Source organism: Xanthobacter sp. ZOL 2024 (assembly GCF_052932325.1).
Window position 1 is genome coordinate 3408985 of sequence record NZ_CM128808.1, and the last position, 13986, is coordinate 3422970.

Consider the following 13986-nt stretch of genomic DNA (forward strand, 5'->3'; position numbering starts at 1 on the left):
AACGCATTCGGCATCAGGCTGTGGCGCCGCTGCCATGACGCGGCGCGCGCGCCTGCTCAATCCTGTTCATCCTGCGTGCTGGCGCGTCGGAACGGGCCGAGATCGGTGAGAATGGCGGCGTCCTCTTCCACATAGGCGCGCTCGCGCTCCAGATACTGGGCCACCGCCTCGCGCAGGCCCGGGTGGACGATGTAATGGGCGGAATAGGTGGTGACGGGCAGATAGCCGCGCGCCAGCTTGTGCTCGCCCTGGGCGCCGGCCTCCACCACCTTCAGGCCGCGGGCGATGGCGAAGTCGATGGCCTGGTGGTAGCAGACCTCGAAATGCAGGAAGGGGTGCTGCTCGATGCAGCCCCAGTAACGGCCATAGAGCGTCTGCGCGCCGATGAAATTGAGCGCGCCCGCCACATAGCGTCCGTTGCGCCGGACCATGATCAGCAGGATCTGGTCGGCGAGCCGCGCGCCGAGCACCGAGAAGAAGGCGCGGTTGAGATAGGGCGAGCCCCATTTGCGGTCGCCGGTGTCCGTATAGAAGGTGAAGAACGCGTCCCACGCCTCTTCGGTCAGGTCGGGGCCGGTGAGCCATTCGATGCTGAGCCCGTCGCCCAGTGCCTCGCGCCGCTCCTTCTTGAGCGCCTTGCGCTTGCGCGAGGCCAGCACGGAGAGAAAATCGTCGTAGCTGCCGTAGCCGGCGTTGGTCCAATGGAACTGGCGATCGGTGCGGGGCAGGAAGCCGAGGGCGGTGAGCTGCTGCCATTCCTCCGCCACCGGAAAGGTGACGTGCGCCGAGGAGGCGCCGCGCAGCCGTACCAGCTCCTTCAGGCCCGCCGCCAGCGCCGGGCGGGCGTGGGCATCGGTGGTGTCGCGCACCAGCAGCCGCTGCCCGGTCACCGGCGTGAAGGGCACCGCCACCTGGACCTTGGGATAATAGGCGCCGCCGGCCCGTTGGAAGGCATCCGCCCAGCCCTGGTCGAATACGTATTCACCGCGGGAATGGCTTTTCAGATAGGTCGGAGCCACGGCCGCCGGCGTGCCGTCGGCGCCGTCCAGAACCAGATGCTGGGGGTGCCAGCCGGTGCGCGCGCTGGCGCATCCGGTCTCCTCCAGGGCGGAGAGGAAGGCGTGGCTCACGAACGGTTCCGGCCGCGCCGCGCCGCCCGCCGCGCAGGCGTCCCACTGGGCCGCGGGGATCTCGGACAAAGCGGAGAGGATGCGGATGCGTGCGTCGGGCATCCTGCAAAGGTGTGCGCCGCAACGAACCGCCACCAGCGCGACGGACCGTCGCACCCGGTCAGGGGCGGAAGCCCTCGAAGATCATCTGGTCCGCAGAGCGCGCGGCGCGGGCGCGATCGGCGGGGGTGCGCACGGTCCAGGTGAGCACCGGCAGGCCAAAGGTGCGGGCGAGGCGCGGGGCATAGGCGTCGAGATCGGCCACCCGATAGGCCACGAACTGGAAATGGGAGGCTGGCCAGTGCAGCAAGTGGCCGAGCATCGCTCGCTGCCACCAGCTGAGGCCGGGCCATTCATCGGCGGCGAAGTCCTGCTCGGCGACGATGCCCCGCGGCACCCGGGGCGCGGTGCGCCGGATGACCGGCAGCAGGCGCGGATCGAACGACATGAGCGCGGCCTGCCCCCGATAAGCGGCGATGCGGGCCGCCACCGTGGCGGCGAGATCGAAGGCGGGCACCGCCCCGCTCTTCAGCTCGATGACGAGGGGCACCCGGCCGTCCACGCGGGCCAGCAGCGCCTCCAGGGGCATCATGCGGTCGGCGGTGGCCTTGAAGGGAACGGCGGCGAGCGCCGTGGCGGTCCGCTCCGCCACCGGCCCCACCGCGGTGGTGAGGCGATCCAGGGTGTCGTCATGGAACACCATGGGGATGCCATCGGCGGACAATTGCAGATCCACCTCGATGGCGAAGTCCGCCGCCACCGCCGCGTCCACCGCCGAGGCGGTGTTCTCGATGATGCCGGCGGCCGAATCGTGCAGGCCCCGATGAGCGACCGGTCGCCGGGTGAGCCAGCCAAGGTCGCTCATCGCGCGGGCTCAGGCCACTTCGATGACGGCTTCGACTTCCACCGCCGCGTTCATCGGCAGAGCGGCGATGCCCACCGCCGAGCGGGCATGCCGGCCCTTGTCGCCGAGCACTTCCACCAGGAAGTCGGAGCAGCCGTTGACCACCTTGGGCTGGTCCACGAAATCCGGCGTGGAGTTCACGAACGCCACCAGCTTGACGATGCGCACCACCTTGTCGAGGTCGCCGATGGTGGCCTTGGTCTGCGCCAGCAGATTGATGGCGCTGGCCTTGGCCGCGGCCTGGCCAGTGGCGATGTCGACGTCGCCGCCGAGCTTGCCGGCGAACAGCTTGCCGGCGGTGTCGATGGAGAGCTGGCCGGAGATGAACAGCAGGTTGCCGGTCTGCACCACCGGCACATAATTGGCGAGCGGCGGCGTGGGGGTGGGCAGGGTGATGCCGAGTTCGGCGAGCTTCTTTTCAACGGACGATGTCATGGGGGAGACTCCTGCCACACGGTGTGCGCAATTGGGCCCTCCTCTTCGCCCATAGGCGCGCATGGTGCAAGCACGCGCTGGTTTTGATTTCGCCGCCCCGCGGGGCGCAGACGGGAGAGCGGACATGAGGCGGCATATGCGCGGGATGGCGGTTTCCTGTGCCCTCGCCATGCTCGGTGTGAGCCTTGGCGCCACGGGGCCGGCGGCGGCCATGGCGCTGCTGGCGCACCGGGCGGCCTATGCCCTCACCCTCGACGGGTCCAAGCCCACCGGGCAGCTGGAAGACATGCGCGGGCGCATTGATTACGAGATCACCGGAAACGCCTGTGCCGGCTACACCACCATCACCCGCCAGACCAGCGAGAGCTCGGGCGGCGAGGGCGGCACCAGCCGCCAGTCGGTGATGTCGAAGGCATGGGAGGCGGGGGATGGCGACGCCTATCGCTTCGTCAGCACCACCGAGGGGGATGACGAGACCCAGGAGGTGGAAGCCCGCGTGGGGCGGCCGGCCCCGGATCGGCTCAGCGTCACCGTCACCAAGCCGCAGGACCGCGAGGTCATCCTCGACGGGCATATTCTGATGCCCACGGAGCATGTACGGCGGGTGCTGGCGGCGGCCGCCGCGGGGGAGCGCACCGTGGCCGCCAAGGTCTATGACGGCGCCACCGATCCGGCCAAGGTCTACGAGACCCTTGCGGTGATCGGCGCGGCGCGCAGCGGCGACGGTCGCCTGGTGCCGGCCGCGCAGGCGGCGTTGGCCGGGCACGTCTCCTATCCGGTGGCGGTGAGCTATTACGAGCCGGGGGCGGTCTCCGACGGCCCGGCCTATGTGATGAGCTTCTCCCTGTTCGACAATGGCGTGGTGGGTGACCTGCGCATCGATTACGGGCGCTTCGCCCTGGTGGGCAGCATGGCGGCGTTCGAGGCGCTGCCGGCGGATGCCGCCTGCGCGCCCGCCAAGGCCACTCCGTGAACCCGCCGGGGGCGCGGGAAGGGCAGGGCGACAGGACCGGCGACAGGACCATCGTGCGGGTCACCGTCCGGGGGCGGGTGCAGGGCGTGGGCTACCGCGCCTGGTGCGCCGACGAGGCGCGCCGCCGCGGGCTCAGCGGCTGGGTGCGGAACCGGGCCAGCGGCACCGTGGAGGCGCTGCTCGCCGGCGAGGCGCGGCAGGTGGCGCAGATGGTGGAGGCCTGCCGCCGTGGCCCGCATGGCGCTCGGGTGGATCACCTGGCGCTGCAGGAGGTGAGCGACGCGGTGCCCGCCGCTGATGCCGGCTTCGCGATTCTCGCGACCCTCTGACTCCTGCAGGCCCGGCTGGAGCGCTCACATCCGTGGCGCGCGAGCGGAGCGCGTGCCGCTGCGACACCGCCGGTTGCGCGGTAGCGTCGTGCATGAATGGTGGCTATAGAAGCGGTCTTCGACGTCCGCGGAGTGCGCTGTCCCCGTGAATGAGCTTCAAGCACGTCCCGTCAGCTCGTCGCCCCACGTTGGTGGCGCGTGTGAGACGGCCCCCCTGCCGTTCTGGGCCCGTCCGCGCGGGGTCACGGTCATCGTCGGCCTCTGGATGCTGCTGCATGCGCTGGTCGCCATCTTCTTCGAGGCGGCCATCAATGTGGACGACGCGGTCGAGAGCTATCTCGTCCAGTCGCTGCAGCTGAGCTACGTTCCGCGCAATCCGCCGTTCTTCGACTGGCTGCTGTACGGTCTGCAGCAGCTCGTGGGCACCGGTCCGCTATCATTCGCGATCCTGCGCTATGTGCTGCTGTTCGCGTGCGCCATGCTGGTCTACCGGGTGGCGCGTCGCGTCATCGTCGATCCACGCCTGCAGGCGCTGGCCGTGTATTCCCTCTCCGCTTTGTGGGTGGTGGGCTATCACAGCCACCGCATCCTCACCCATTCCAACGTCATGATCGTGGCCATCGCCGGCGCCATGCTGACGCTGATCGCCATCGTCCGGCAGCCCAGCGCGCGGCTCTATGCGGGGCTCGGGGCATGGGTGGCGGTGGGGATCCTCGGCAAGTTCGGATTCGTGGCGTTTCTCGGCGTGCTCATCGTCGCCTGCCTGCTGGAACCCAGCTATCGCCGCGCGCTGTTCGATCGGCGCATCGTGCTGACGCTGCTGGTGGCCGCCGCGCCGCTGGCGGTCTATGCGCTGGCGTTGCGCATGCTCGACCAGGACGTGGTGGCGGCCACCGCCCAGACCATCGGCCGTATTCCCGCCGGCTGGGATGACGTGGTGCAGAGCTATGTGGTGGCGCTGGTGGGCTATGCCCTGCCGTTCATTGCGGTGGCGGGCCTGGTGTTCCTGCCGTTCAATCGCGGCGAGGGCGCGCGGGTCGATGCCGATGCCGAGCGGGACGCCGCCCGCCGGGTATTGCGCAACCTCATCGTCATCGGTCTCGTGGTGACCTTGATCGGCATCCTGGCGGCCAGCTCGTCCAATCTGCGTGATCGCTATTTCCACGTCTTCCTGTTGATGCTGCCGGTCTACGTGTTCGCCGAGCTGGAGCGCATCGGCGGCTGGCGGGGGCGGGTGCCCGCCTATCTCGGCATTCTGCTCGCCATCAGCGTGGGCGTGATCGCGGTGCGCGTGGCCATTCCCCTGTGGCCCGATCCCCGCCTGTGCGGGCGCTGCGTGGCGGCCGAGCCGCTCTACAAGATCCAGGCCGCGGTCAGCCGCACCCTGGGGCCGTCGCCGACCCTGGTGGCCGATGACCGCACCTCTGCCGGCCGGCTCCGCGCGGCGATTCCCGGCGCCCGTGTGGTGATCGTGAAGGAGCCGCAATACCGCCCGCCGCCGCGGCCCGCCACCGGCTGCGCGCGCATTACCGGCATCGTCAACGGCCTGCCGAAGCTGCTGTTGCCGCCCGAGGACCACAACACCGTCTCCATGGCGGTCAAATGGTGGTCGCCCCTGATGTCGCCGCACCGCTGGAGCGACTGGCAGTTCACGCCTCTGTCGCCGGACGATCCGCTGTGCCGCTGACGCGCGATGCCGATCGGCTGAGCGTGCGCCTGGCGGGTGAGCGCGACCTGCCGGCGTTGGTGGCGATGTTCGCCGCCGACGATCTGGGCGGCCATGGGGACACCACCGCGCCGGACGTGGCGGGAGACTATCTGGCGGCGTTCCGTGCCATCTGCGCCAATCCCGCCACCCGTCTTTATGTGGCGGAGCTCGATGGGCAGGTGGTGGGCACCTTCCAGCTGGTGCTCGCCCGCGCGCTGCCCGGTCGCGGCGCCCTGCGCGCCATTCTGGAGGCGGTGCAGATCGCGCCCGATCGGCGGAGCGGCGGGCTCGGGGCGCGCATGGTGCAGTGCGCCATGGCCGAAGCATCGGCGGCGGGCGCGGCCACGCTGGCGCTCACCTCGAACATGCGGCGGGTCGATGCGCATCGTTTCTATGAGAAGCTGGGCTTCTCGCGCTCGCACTTCGGCTTCAAAATCACCCTGTGAGCGCGCCTTGGGGCAGGGTGCAGCCGCTGGCGGCCCCAACCGGGCCGCTCTTGCCGAGCGGCGCCGGGGTGGCTACGTCTAGCCACGCGGCCGCCATAATCGGCCAGAACCACAGCGTTTCGGGGAGCGATTCATGGCACAGGCCCAGGTCAAGCCCATCGAATTCTATTATTGGCCCACGCCGAACGGATGGAAGATCTCCATCATGCTGGAGGAGTGCGGGCTTCCCTACGATGTGCGACTGGTGAACATCGGCAAGGGTGACCAGTTCAAGCCGGAATTCCTCGCCATTTCCCCGAACAACAAGATGCCGGCGATCGTCGATCCGGAGGGGCCGGATGGCGCGCCCATCTCGGTGTTCGAATCGGGCGCCATTCTGCAGTACCTCGGCCGCAAGACCGGCATGTTCTATCCCACCGAGGAGCGGGCGCGAGTCGAGGTGGAGCAGTGGCTGTTCTGGCAGATGGGCGGGCTCGGGCCCATGGCCGGCCAGGCGCATCATTTCCGCATCTATGCGCCGGAGAAGATTCCCTATGCCATCGAGCGCTACACCAACGAGGTGCACCGCCTTTATGGCGTGATGAACACCCGCCTCAAGGATCGGGACTATCTGGCCGGGGCCTATTCCATCGCGGACATCGCCTGCGTCGGCTGGACCAAGTCCTGGGAGAAGCAGGGCCAGAACATCGAGGAATTCCCCTATCTCAAGGGGTGGCTGGAGCGGGTGATGGCGCGGCCGGCGGTGCAGCGCGGCCTGTCCGTCAATGTGGAGCAGCGCGCGCAGCTCGATCTCGCCAAGGACAAGGACGCGCAATCGGTGCTGTTCGGGCAGCGGGCGCGCAGCTGAGGCGCGCCCGGGGTTGGTTGTGGCGGTGAACCGGCGGCACCACAGCACTCTTGCGCATTTTGCGGGGGCCAGGGCGTTCCCTCCAACCCTGAGGTGCTCTAAGACAGGCGTCGACCGGCATTGACGCCAGGCCAGGAGCCGCCCGCCCATGTCCCACGATGCACGCGCCGCGTTCAGTCGGGCGACTGAACTGCATCGTCAGGGCAAGCTCGATGACGCCATCGAGATCTATCGCCGTCTCAATCGCAGCCAGCCCGCCTTCGAGGTGCAGCGCCTGCTGGTCTTCGCCCTTCTGCAGGCGGGGCGGAGCAAGGAGGCTCTGGCGGCGGCGCGGCGCGCCCGCGAAAGCTATCCCGGTGAGGCCGATGCCTTCGTGCTGCTGGGGGCCGCGCTGCAGGCCAATCGGGCGCTGGAGGAGGCGCTGGCCGCCTATGAGGCGGCAGCGCAGCGCGCCCCCGACCTCGGCGAGGCCCATTACCTGGCGGGCAAGCTGCTGAGCCTGCTGGGGCGCCAGGGGGAGGCTATCGCCCGGTTCGACCGGGTGCTGGCGCTCGATCCCCGCGCCACCGAAGCCCTCGCCTACCGCGCCGCGGCCTTGCTCCACGAGGGCGCGCAGGCGCGCGCCCTCGCCGATTACGAAGCCTTGACCGCCATGCAGCCGTGGCATCCCGAGCACCGCCTCGGTCTGGCGGAGGTGCTGCTGCGGGCTGGTCGCTTCACCGATGCGGTGGCGCAGGCCGACGAGGCCCTGCGCTCGCCGTCCGTCGCCGCGGAAGCGCATCTGTTCCGCGGCCGGGGCCTGCTGGGCCTGGGGCAGTGCGCCGCCGCCCGCAGCGCGTTCGAGGCCGCGGTGGCGCTGGCGCCGGGAGAACTGGCCTGGCGGGCGGATCTGTCGCGCCTCGCCCGGGTGGAGGGGGCGCCACGGGAGGCGCTCTCCATCTGCAACGCCGCCATCGCCCTCGATCCCCATTGTGTGCCGCTGCTGGCAGAGCGGGCAGAGGCGCGCCGCGATCTCGGCGATGGCGATGGCGCCCTGGCCGATGCCCGTGCTGCCATCGCCCTCGACCCGGGCTTTGCGCCGGCGCAGGTCACCCTGGCCATGCTCGAGGCGGATTTCGGCCGGCGACCGCAGGCGAACGCCGCCCTCGCCGCCGCCGTGGCAGCCGATCCCTCCGATCCGCAGGTGCGCTATCTCGCGGCGGCGGAGCATCTGGCCCACGGGCGCTGGAGCGCCGGCTGGGCCGATTATGAGAGCCGCGTGGCCCTGGTGCCGCCGTCCTTCCGTCCCCTGGGCTTTGCCCGCTGGGATGGGGTGGAGCCGGTGGATGAGCTGATCGTGCTCGGCGAGCAGGGGCTCGGGGATCACCTCATGTTCGGGCGGCTGCTGCGGCTGCTGGCCGATCGCGGCCTGCGGGTCCGCTGGCTGGTGGCGCCCCGCCACGTGGCGCTGCTGCGCCGCATTGATGCGCGCGTGTCGGTGGTCAGCGATCTTGACGGACTGGACCTCGCCGCTCCCGGCCTGCGCTGGGTGCCGATGGGGAGCCTGCCCGGCCTGATCGCGCCCGACCCCGCCACCTGGCCCAAGCCGCCCTATCTCACCGCCGATCCGGAACGGGTGGCGCATTGGCGCACCCTGGGATGTGATCCCGCGCCGCCGCCCGCCGAGACGGAAGGGGATGGCCCCGCCGAGGCGCCTGAGCCTGAGCCGGTCCGGTTCCGCATCGGCATCTGCTGGCAGGGTAATCCCTCGCCCCTGGTGGATGTGGGGCGCTCGGTGCCGCTCGCCGCCTTTGCCCCGCTGGCGCAGATGGAGGGGGTGGAACTGGTGTGCCTGCAATGGGGACCCGGCCTGGAGCAACTGGCGCAGGTGCCGTTCGCCGACCGGGTGCTGCGCCTGCCCGAGGGGCGCGACGCCGATGGCAGTTTCGTCGACACGGCGGGGGTGCTGCAGCATCTCGATCTGGTGATCACCTGCGACACATCCATGAGCCATCTGGCCGGCGCCCGGGGGCGGCCCACCTTCGTTCTGTTGCGCGCGGTGCCGGAATGGCGGTGGGGGCTGGGCGACGCGCACACTGTGTTCTATCCGCACCTTCGGTTGTTTCCTCAGCAGCGGGCCGGGGACTGGAGCGAGGTCTTCACCCGCGTGGTGGCGGCGACGCGCCCGCTGGTGGCCGCCAAGGAGGGCTGAGGTCCATGCCTGATCCGCTCATCCTGGCGCCCATCTCGGTGGGGGAGCTGTTCGACAAGATCTCGATTCTGCAGCTGAAGGCCGCGCACATGGCGCAGGCCGCCCAGCAGGCCCATGTGCTGCACGAGCTGGCAGAGCTGACCGCCTTGCAGCGCCAGCATGGCCTCGAGGGCGCCTTCACGGATCTCGCCGCGGCGCTGCTGCAGGTGAACCGGCAATTGTGGGTGGTGGAGGACGAATTGCGTGCGATGGAGCGCGACGGCCGCTTCGATTCGCATTTCGTGGCGGCGGCGCGCTCGGTCTATCGCCTGAACGATCAGCGCTCGGAGCTGAAGCGGCGGATCAACCTTTTGTCCGGCTCACAGATCGTGGAAGAGAAGTCGTATTTCGGTCAGGAAGGCGCCGAGGCGCCTTGCAAATGCGACCCGGGTTCGGCATAGGAGGGGGGCCGGAGACGTGGCCGAGAGGCTGAAGGCACTCGTTTGCTAAATGAGCAGACCCCCAAAAGGGTCTCGAGGGTTCGAATCCCTCCGTCTCCGCCATTTCAGTCCGCCTCTGGGCACGCCAATCGCCGCGGATTGTTGCCCTTGAGCAGCAGTCGGCGTCCTGAGCAGCTCCGTTTTCGATCCCATGATGCGGATTGCATCGTCTGCAACCTCGACGCGCTGCGCCGGGGCGCGCAGATGATCCCGCCGATAGCCGCCCTCGCGGCTATGAATCCGCTCCCGCGCGCGGCGTGCGAACCTTCGATCATCGCCGGGCTAAGAGCACTGTGGCCGGGGCTTTCGAGCAATGCCCGCGCCCGGTCGGCATCGGTTCGCGCCTGATCGCGGATGACCTTGAGGCCGGCTATCCGTTCCTTAAGTGCCGGATCGCCCAGATCGGCCACACCTGCCTCGATAGCGTCATAGAGCCGCTTGAGGCGCGATTCCGATTCGGTGGCCTGCCGCTGCAAAAAGGCGATGTGTTCGCGGCGGCGCTCGGCCTGATCCTCGCGGCGACCGAGGATGCTGCCAAGCAGCTTCTCCAGACGGGCGGGATCAAGCAAGCGGTCCTCGATATGGCTGACCACCATGTCATCGAGCTTGTCCACGGGGACCGCGTGGCCCTTTCAGCCAGTCCCGCCCTACCGCGCCTTGATCGAGCAGGCGTGGCCGATCTGGGCGATCCGGGCGACGGCGTTCACCTATTATCGCTGGCGCAAGGAGTTCGGCGGGCTGAAGAGCGACCAGGTGAAGCGGCTGAAGGATCTGGGACGAGAGAACGAACGGCTGCGCAAGGCGGTTTCGGACCTGTTCGTGCCGAGGGGCGTGCCCAGCCATATCCGTTCCGACAATGGCCCGGAGTTCATAGCCAAGGCGTTGCGGGACTGGATCACGGCAGTCGGGGCCAGGACGGCCTTCATCGAGCCGGGCTCCCTCATGGGAGAATGACTATTGCGAAAGCTTCAACTCCAAGCTCCGGGATGAACTGCTCGACGGTGAGAGCTGCTACAGCCTGGCCGAGGCGAGGAGTGTCATTGAGGGCTGGCGTCAGCATTACAACACCGAGCGGCCACACTCCGCGCTCGGCTACAAGCCCCGGCACCGGCCGTCATCGTGCCGCCAACCTCAAATGCGGACAACAGACCCACAATGCATTAGACTTAAGCGGCACCACTCAATATGGGCAGGCCACCTAGTTGTCTAGCATAGACTAGGACCAAGCCGAGGCGCGCGTATTGCGCCGAAAATAATAAATAATGAAATAAAATGATGTAAAATTATTATATAATATTTTGATATTTACTGTATTCATGTATGTGATACGACAAATTTATATACTTTTTTATTTTTATTTATCTATATTATGGCCTTCGCGTTATGAATATTAAATAACGCGATTTGCATTCAGGTTGTATTCGGGGTCGAGCGTTTCCTTCAGGCGGCGCATCAGGGCAAGTTCCTCAGGGCCTCTGGAGATGCTCAACTGCGCTCGTTTCTTGCGGCCAATGCCGTGCTCCGCTGACACGGAACCGTCGAAGCGGGCCACGCTCTCATACACAATCGCATCGACCTCGGCGCGCCTTGGGTCCTCGGGATCGGCGAACAGGGCGCAGACATGGATATTGCTGTCGGCCGCATGTCCGAACCAGAACACCACGAGATCCGGCAGTCGCCGTGCCATCTCGGTGCGTAGCTGTTCCACCGCCTCTTCGATAGTCGCCAGCGGCAGGGAAATATCGAGGCCGTGGACTCGGTAACCCCGGCTGCGGTAGTCCGCCGGAGTTTCACGGAACGCCCAGAACTGCCTGACCTGCGCTTGGGATTGAGCGAGGACCGCATCATGGATCAATCCGCGCTCAAAGGCGTCCGCGAGCACCTGCTCCAGCGGCTCCGAACCGGCGCCGGCCGCAGCGGCCACATCCAGCAGCACCAGCAGGCGTGGCGAACCTGGCAACGGGGACGAAGCTCCGCAGAAGCGCTGCGCTGCGACCTGGAACTCCCGCCACATCACCTCGAAGGCCAGCAACTGCCCGGGCAGAGCACCCTGGATGGTATGGAGCACGCGCAGCGCATCGCTGAAGGTGTTGAGGGCCAGCATTGCGGTGTGAACCTCTGCCGGCCGCGGGTGGAGGCGCAGGACCACACGGGTGATGACCCCCAATGTCCCTTCACTGCCGATGAGAAGCTGGGGCCAGTCGTAGCCCGTGTTGTTCTTCATCATCTTATTGAGGGAGCGGACGATGGTGCCATCGGCCAGCACTGCTTCAAGGCCGAGCACGTTGTGGCGCGTCATGCCATAGCGCAGCACCTGGTTGCCACCGGCATTGGTGGCCACATTGCCGCCGATGGTGCATGAGCCGCGCGCGCCAAGGTCGATCCCGCACATGAGGCCGGCGGCTTCGGCCGCCTGCTGCACCACCGCCAAGGGCGTGCCCGCGAGGGCCGTGAGAGTGGATGCCGTAGCATCCACTTCCTCGACGCCGGTCATGAGCTCCATCGAGAGTGCAACTTCGTCGGCGCTGGGATGGGCGCCTCCCGCAAGCCCGGTCATGCCGCCCTGGATGACGATGCGTTGCTGGTGTGCATGACAAAGACGCAGGATCCGGGCGACGTCTTCCGTGCTCTTGGGACGAACCAACGCACGAGGTTGGCAGGGCGGCAGATTGCTCGCATCCTGCCGGTTCCGAACCGGCACGGCGTCGTCGGTCAGGACCCGCTGTTCGCCGAGCATTGCGCGCAGCGCCGAAACGATGTCGTCCATGAGCCTCCCTCAGCTCAATCGAGGGGCAAGCAACGGCCATGGGTCGGGGAAATTGGGGTCGGTCGCGACCTCGATCAACGCCGGCGTGCGGGCCGCTACAGCCGCGCGCAGGGCCGCTTCCAGGCCCGCAGGATCCTGAACCTTGGAGGCTGGCACGCCGAAGCTCGAGGCAAGGGAGACGAAATCCGGATTCTGAAGGTTCGTGGCGATCACCTTGCCGTCGTAGAGATTGCGTTGCATCCGCTGCACATTGGTGAAGGCATTGTCGTTGAAGACCACGGCGATGACGTTGATGCCATGCTGAATGGCGCTCGCCATTTCGGTCGCCGTGAACAGGAAACCGCCATCGCCGCAGAGGGCGACAACGGGGCGGTCCGGGAACGCCACCTGGGCGCCGAGGGCGGTCGCGTAGCCGAAGCCGAGAGTGCCCTGGTATCCGGGCGTGAGCAGGTGTCGGGGGGCGGGTAGCCGAAAGGCGGCGGTGGCGACGTAGGCGATCTGCGTATAGTCGGCGACGATGATCGCTTCCTCCGGCAATGCGGCGCGCAAGGCACGCACATAGGCCATCTGCGGACCGATCCGCCGCTCGAACTCCGCCGCGGACGCCTGTTTCAGCGCCTGCAGGTCCTGGGCGATGGAGGCGCGCGCGGCACCGGTCCGCTCCAGCTCGCCAAGCAGTTGCGCCACGGCTTCGCGGGCGCTCCCGAAAATGGTGATGTCGGGTTTGCCGCCGGCCAGCACCTGGGCGCGGTCCACATCCACCTGGATGAGGGTTTGACCCGGCCGCAGACCCCACAATTTGCGGGGCAGGTGCAGCCGTGTCCCGATGGCCAGGATGACATCCGCCGCGCGCCACAGACGAGACGCCTCGTGGAGGTTGAGGGCATAGGGGCTATCGGTGGCGATGAGGCCGCGACCTTGGCGATGGGTCGCCACTGGCGCCTGAAGCCGGTGGGCGAGCGCTTCGATCAGGCTGGCCGCCTCCAGCGCGCCGCCGCCCGCGAAGATCAACGGCGCGGTGGCGTTGGCGAGCACCTGGGCCGCTTGGGCGATCGCATCCGGGTCGACCTCGGGTGCCACCTGCTGCTCCGCATCCACCATCGGCGCGGGACCGACCGGCGCCTTCAGGGCGAGAACGTCGGGCGGGATCTCGATGCCCACCGGGCGGGTCCTGCCGCCGCGGGCGTGCCGGAATGCCTCGTGCACGGCCCCCGGGATCTCATGGGGGTGAGAGACCCGGCAGTTCCATTTGGTGAGGCCGCGCATGACGCCCGTCTGATCAGGGATCTCATGCAGTTCGCCGAGCCCCCGGCCGATGCTGGCGGTCTCGATCTGGCCGATCAGGGCGAGCACCGGCGCACCGCAGGCATAGGCGGTGGAGAGGGCGGCGGTGGTGTTGAGGAAGCCGGGGCCCGGGACCACGGAATAGACGCCGACACGGCCACTGGCCTGCGCATAGCCGAGCGCGGCATAAGCGGCGCCTTGCTCATGGCGAAAATGGATGACGCGCAGCGCATCGCCGGCGTCGTGGAGGGCGCAGAACAATGGGTCGAGCTGAATGCCCGGAAGCCCGAACACGGTGTCCACCCCATGATCGATCAACGCCGACACCGCCGCCTCGGCGCCGCTCACGCGCGATACGGCCCCTGGGATCTTCTTCACAGACATGACCAGCTTTCCGGTACAGACAATGCGGGAAACGACCTCCCGAGACCTCAAAGTCCCGGGAGGTCCGGCT

Annotated in this window: 13 protein-coding genes, 1 tRNA gene and 2 pseudogenes; 10 read left to right on the forward strand and 6 right to left on the reverse strand. The window is 68.0% G+C overall.

Annotated features, from left to right (window positions below):
• Nucleotides 1–56 precede the first annotated feature (56 nt).
• The 3 genes from ACU4E7_RS15570 to ACU4E7_RS15580 are packed head-to-tail and all read right to left on the reverse strand — an operon-like array spanning nt 57 to nt 2508.
• Complete coding sequence (locus ACU4E7_RS15570; protein ID WP_447019372.1) at nt 57–1232, reverse strand: GNAT family N-acetyltransferase; 1176 nt, start codon at nt 1230–1232, stop codon at nt 57–59.
• Between the two features lie 58 nt (nt 1233–1290).
• The gene (locus ACU4E7_RS15575) at nt 1291–2034 is read right to left on the reverse strand and encodes a glycerophosphodiester phosphodiesterase family protein (RefSeq protein WP_447019373.1); all 744 of its coding nucleotides are present in this window, start codon (nt 2032–2034) and stop codon (nt 1291–1293) included.
• Nucleotides 2035–2043: 9 nt separating this feature from the next.
• Nucleotides 2044–2508, reverse strand: a complete 465-nt coding sequence (locus tag ACU4E7_RS15580; RefSeq protein ID WP_447019374.1) for a RidA family protein — start codon at nt 2506–2508, stop codon at nt 2044–2046.
• A gap of 124 nt (nt 2509–2632) precedes the next feature.
• Here ACU4E7_RS15580 and ACU4E7_RS15585 point away from each other — a divergent pair, with 124 nt between their 5' ends.
• From ACU4E7_RS15585 to ACU4E7_RS15620, 8 genes are all read left to right on the forward strand, one after another.
• Nucleotides 2633–3481 (forward strand): cell envelope integrity EipB family protein, encoded by an 849-nt coding sequence (locus ACU4E7_RS15585; RefSeq protein ID WP_447019375.1) that lies wholly within the window; start codon nt 2633–2635, stop codon nt 3479–3481.
• Entirely contained in the window at nt 3478–3810 is a 333-nt protein-coding gene (locus tag ACU4E7_RS15590; protein ID WP_447019376.1) for an acylphosphatase, read from the forward strand. Before ACU4E7_RS15585 ends, ACU4E7_RS15590 begins: the two co-directional genes overlap by 4 nt.
• 145 nt (nt 3811–3955) lie before the next feature.
• A complete protein-coding gene (locus tag ACU4E7_RS15595) occupies nt 3956–5497 on the forward strand; it encodes an ArnT family glycosyltransferase (RefSeq protein WP_447019377.1) in 1542 nt (513 codons plus the stop codon).
• A complete protein-coding gene (locus ACU4E7_RS15600) occupies nt 5494–5964 on the forward strand; it encodes a GNAT family N-acetyltransferase (protein ID WP_447021645.1) in 471 nt (156 codons plus the stop codon). Before ACU4E7_RS15595 ends, ACU4E7_RS15600 begins: the two co-directional genes overlap by 4 nt.
• A 133-nt stretch (nt 5965–6097) precedes the next feature.
• Nucleotides 6098–6811: a glutathione S-transferase N-terminal domain-containing protein gene (locus ACU4E7_RS15605; RefSeq protein ID WP_238121921.1), complete on the forward strand. Its 714-nt coding sequence runs from the start codon at nt 6098–6100 to the stop codon at nt 6809–6811.
• Nucleotides 6812–6959: 148 nt separating this feature from the next.
• Nucleotides 6960–9002: a tetratricopeptide repeat protein gene (locus ACU4E7_RS15610; RefSeq protein WP_447019378.1), complete on the forward strand. Its 2043-nt coding sequence runs from the start codon at nt 6960–6962 to the stop codon at nt 9000–9002.
• Between the two features lie 5 nt (nt 9003–9007).
• The gene (locus ACU4E7_RS15615; protein ID WP_447019379.1) at nt 9008–9442 is read left to right on the forward strand and encodes a DUF6165 family protein; all 435 of its coding nucleotides are present in this window, start codon (nt 9008–9010) and stop codon (nt 9440–9442) included.
• 10 nt (nt 9443–9452) lie between these two features.
• Nucleotides 9453–9544: transfer RNA gene (locus ACU4E7_RS15620), tRNA-Ser, on the forward strand.
• Between the two features lie 2 nt (nt 9545–9546).
• Here the strand turns inward: ACU4E7_RS15620 and ACU4E7_RS15625 are convergent.
• Nucleotides 9547–10095: a hypothetical protein gene (locus tag ACU4E7_RS15625; protein WP_447019380.1), complete on the reverse strand. Its 549-nt coding sequence runs from the start codon at nt 10093–10095 to the stop codon at nt 9547–9549.
• On the opposite strand from ACU4E7_RS15625, the pseudogene ACU4E7_RS15630 reads away from it, so the two are divergent.
• Nucleotides 10076–10240 (forward strand): annotated as a pseudogene (locus ACU4E7_RS15630) (hypothetical protein); the annotation flags it as partial. The gene ACU4E7_RS15625 and the pseudogene ACU4E7_RS15630 overlap by 20 nt on opposite strands.
• A 45-nt stretch (nt 10241–10285) precedes the next feature.
• Nucleotides 10286–10645, forward strand: a pseudogene (locus ACU4E7_RS15635) (integrase core domain-containing protein); the annotation flags it as partial.
• 226 nt (nt 10646–10871) lie between these two features.
• On the opposite strand, the gene ACU4E7_RS15640 reads toward ACU4E7_RS15635, so the two are convergent.
• Nucleotides 10872–12248, reverse strand: a complete 1377-nt coding sequence (locus ACU4E7_RS15640; protein WP_447019381.1) for an FAD-binding oxidoreductase — start codon at nt 12246–12248, stop codon at nt 10872–10874.
• A 9-nt stretch (nt 12249–12257) separates the two neighbouring features.
• On the reverse strand, nt 12258–13916 hold the full coding sequence (locus tag ACU4E7_RS15645) for a thiamine pyrophosphate-dependent enzyme (protein WP_447019382.1): 1659 nt from the start codon (nt 13914–13916) through the stop codon (nt 12258–12260).
• Nucleotides 13917–13986: the final 70 nt, after the last annotated feature.

What these genes read in the sequence shown, in the direction of transcription:
- ACU4E7_RS15585 (WP_447019375.1), top strand. Translation starts at nt 2,633, where the DNA reads ATGAGGCGGCATATGCGCGGGATGGCGGTTTCCTGTGCCCTCGCCATG.
- ACU4E7_RS15605 (WP_238121921.1), top strand. Translation starts at nt 6,098, where the DNA reads ATGGCACAGGCCCAGGTCAAGCCCATCGAATTCTATTATTGGCCCACG.
- ACU4E7_RS15575 (WP_447019373.1), bottom strand. Translation starts at nt 2,034, where the DNA reads ATGAGCGACCTTGGCTGGCTCACCCGGCGACCGGTCGCTCATCGGGGC.
- ACU4E7_RS15570 (WP_447019372.1), bottom strand. Translation starts at nt 1,232, where the DNA reads ATGCCCGACGCACGCATCCGCATCCTCTCCGCTTTGTCCGAGATCCCC.
- ACU4E7_RS15645 (WP_447019382.1), bottom strand. Translation starts at nt 13,916, where the DNA reads ATGTCTGTGAAGAAGATCCCAGGGGCCGTATCGCGCGTGAGCGGCGCC.
- ACU4E7_RS15580 (WP_447019374.1), bottom strand. Translation starts at nt 2,508, where the DNA reads ATGACATCGTCCGTTGAAAAGAAGCTCGCCGAACTCGGCATCACCCTG.
- ACU4E7_RS15640 (WP_447019381.1), bottom strand. Translation starts at nt 12,248, where the DNA reads ATGGACGACATCGTTTCGGCGCTGCGCGCAATGCTCGGCGAACAGCGG.
- ACU4E7_RS15610 (WP_447019378.1), top strand. Translation starts at nt 6,960, where the DNA reads ATGTCCCACGATGCACGCGCCGCGTTCAGTCGGGCGACTGAACTGCAT.
- ACU4E7_RS15615 (WP_447019379.1), top strand. Translation starts at nt 9,008, where the DNA reads ATGCCTGATCCGCTCATCCTGGCGCCCATCTCGGTGGGGGAGCTGTTC.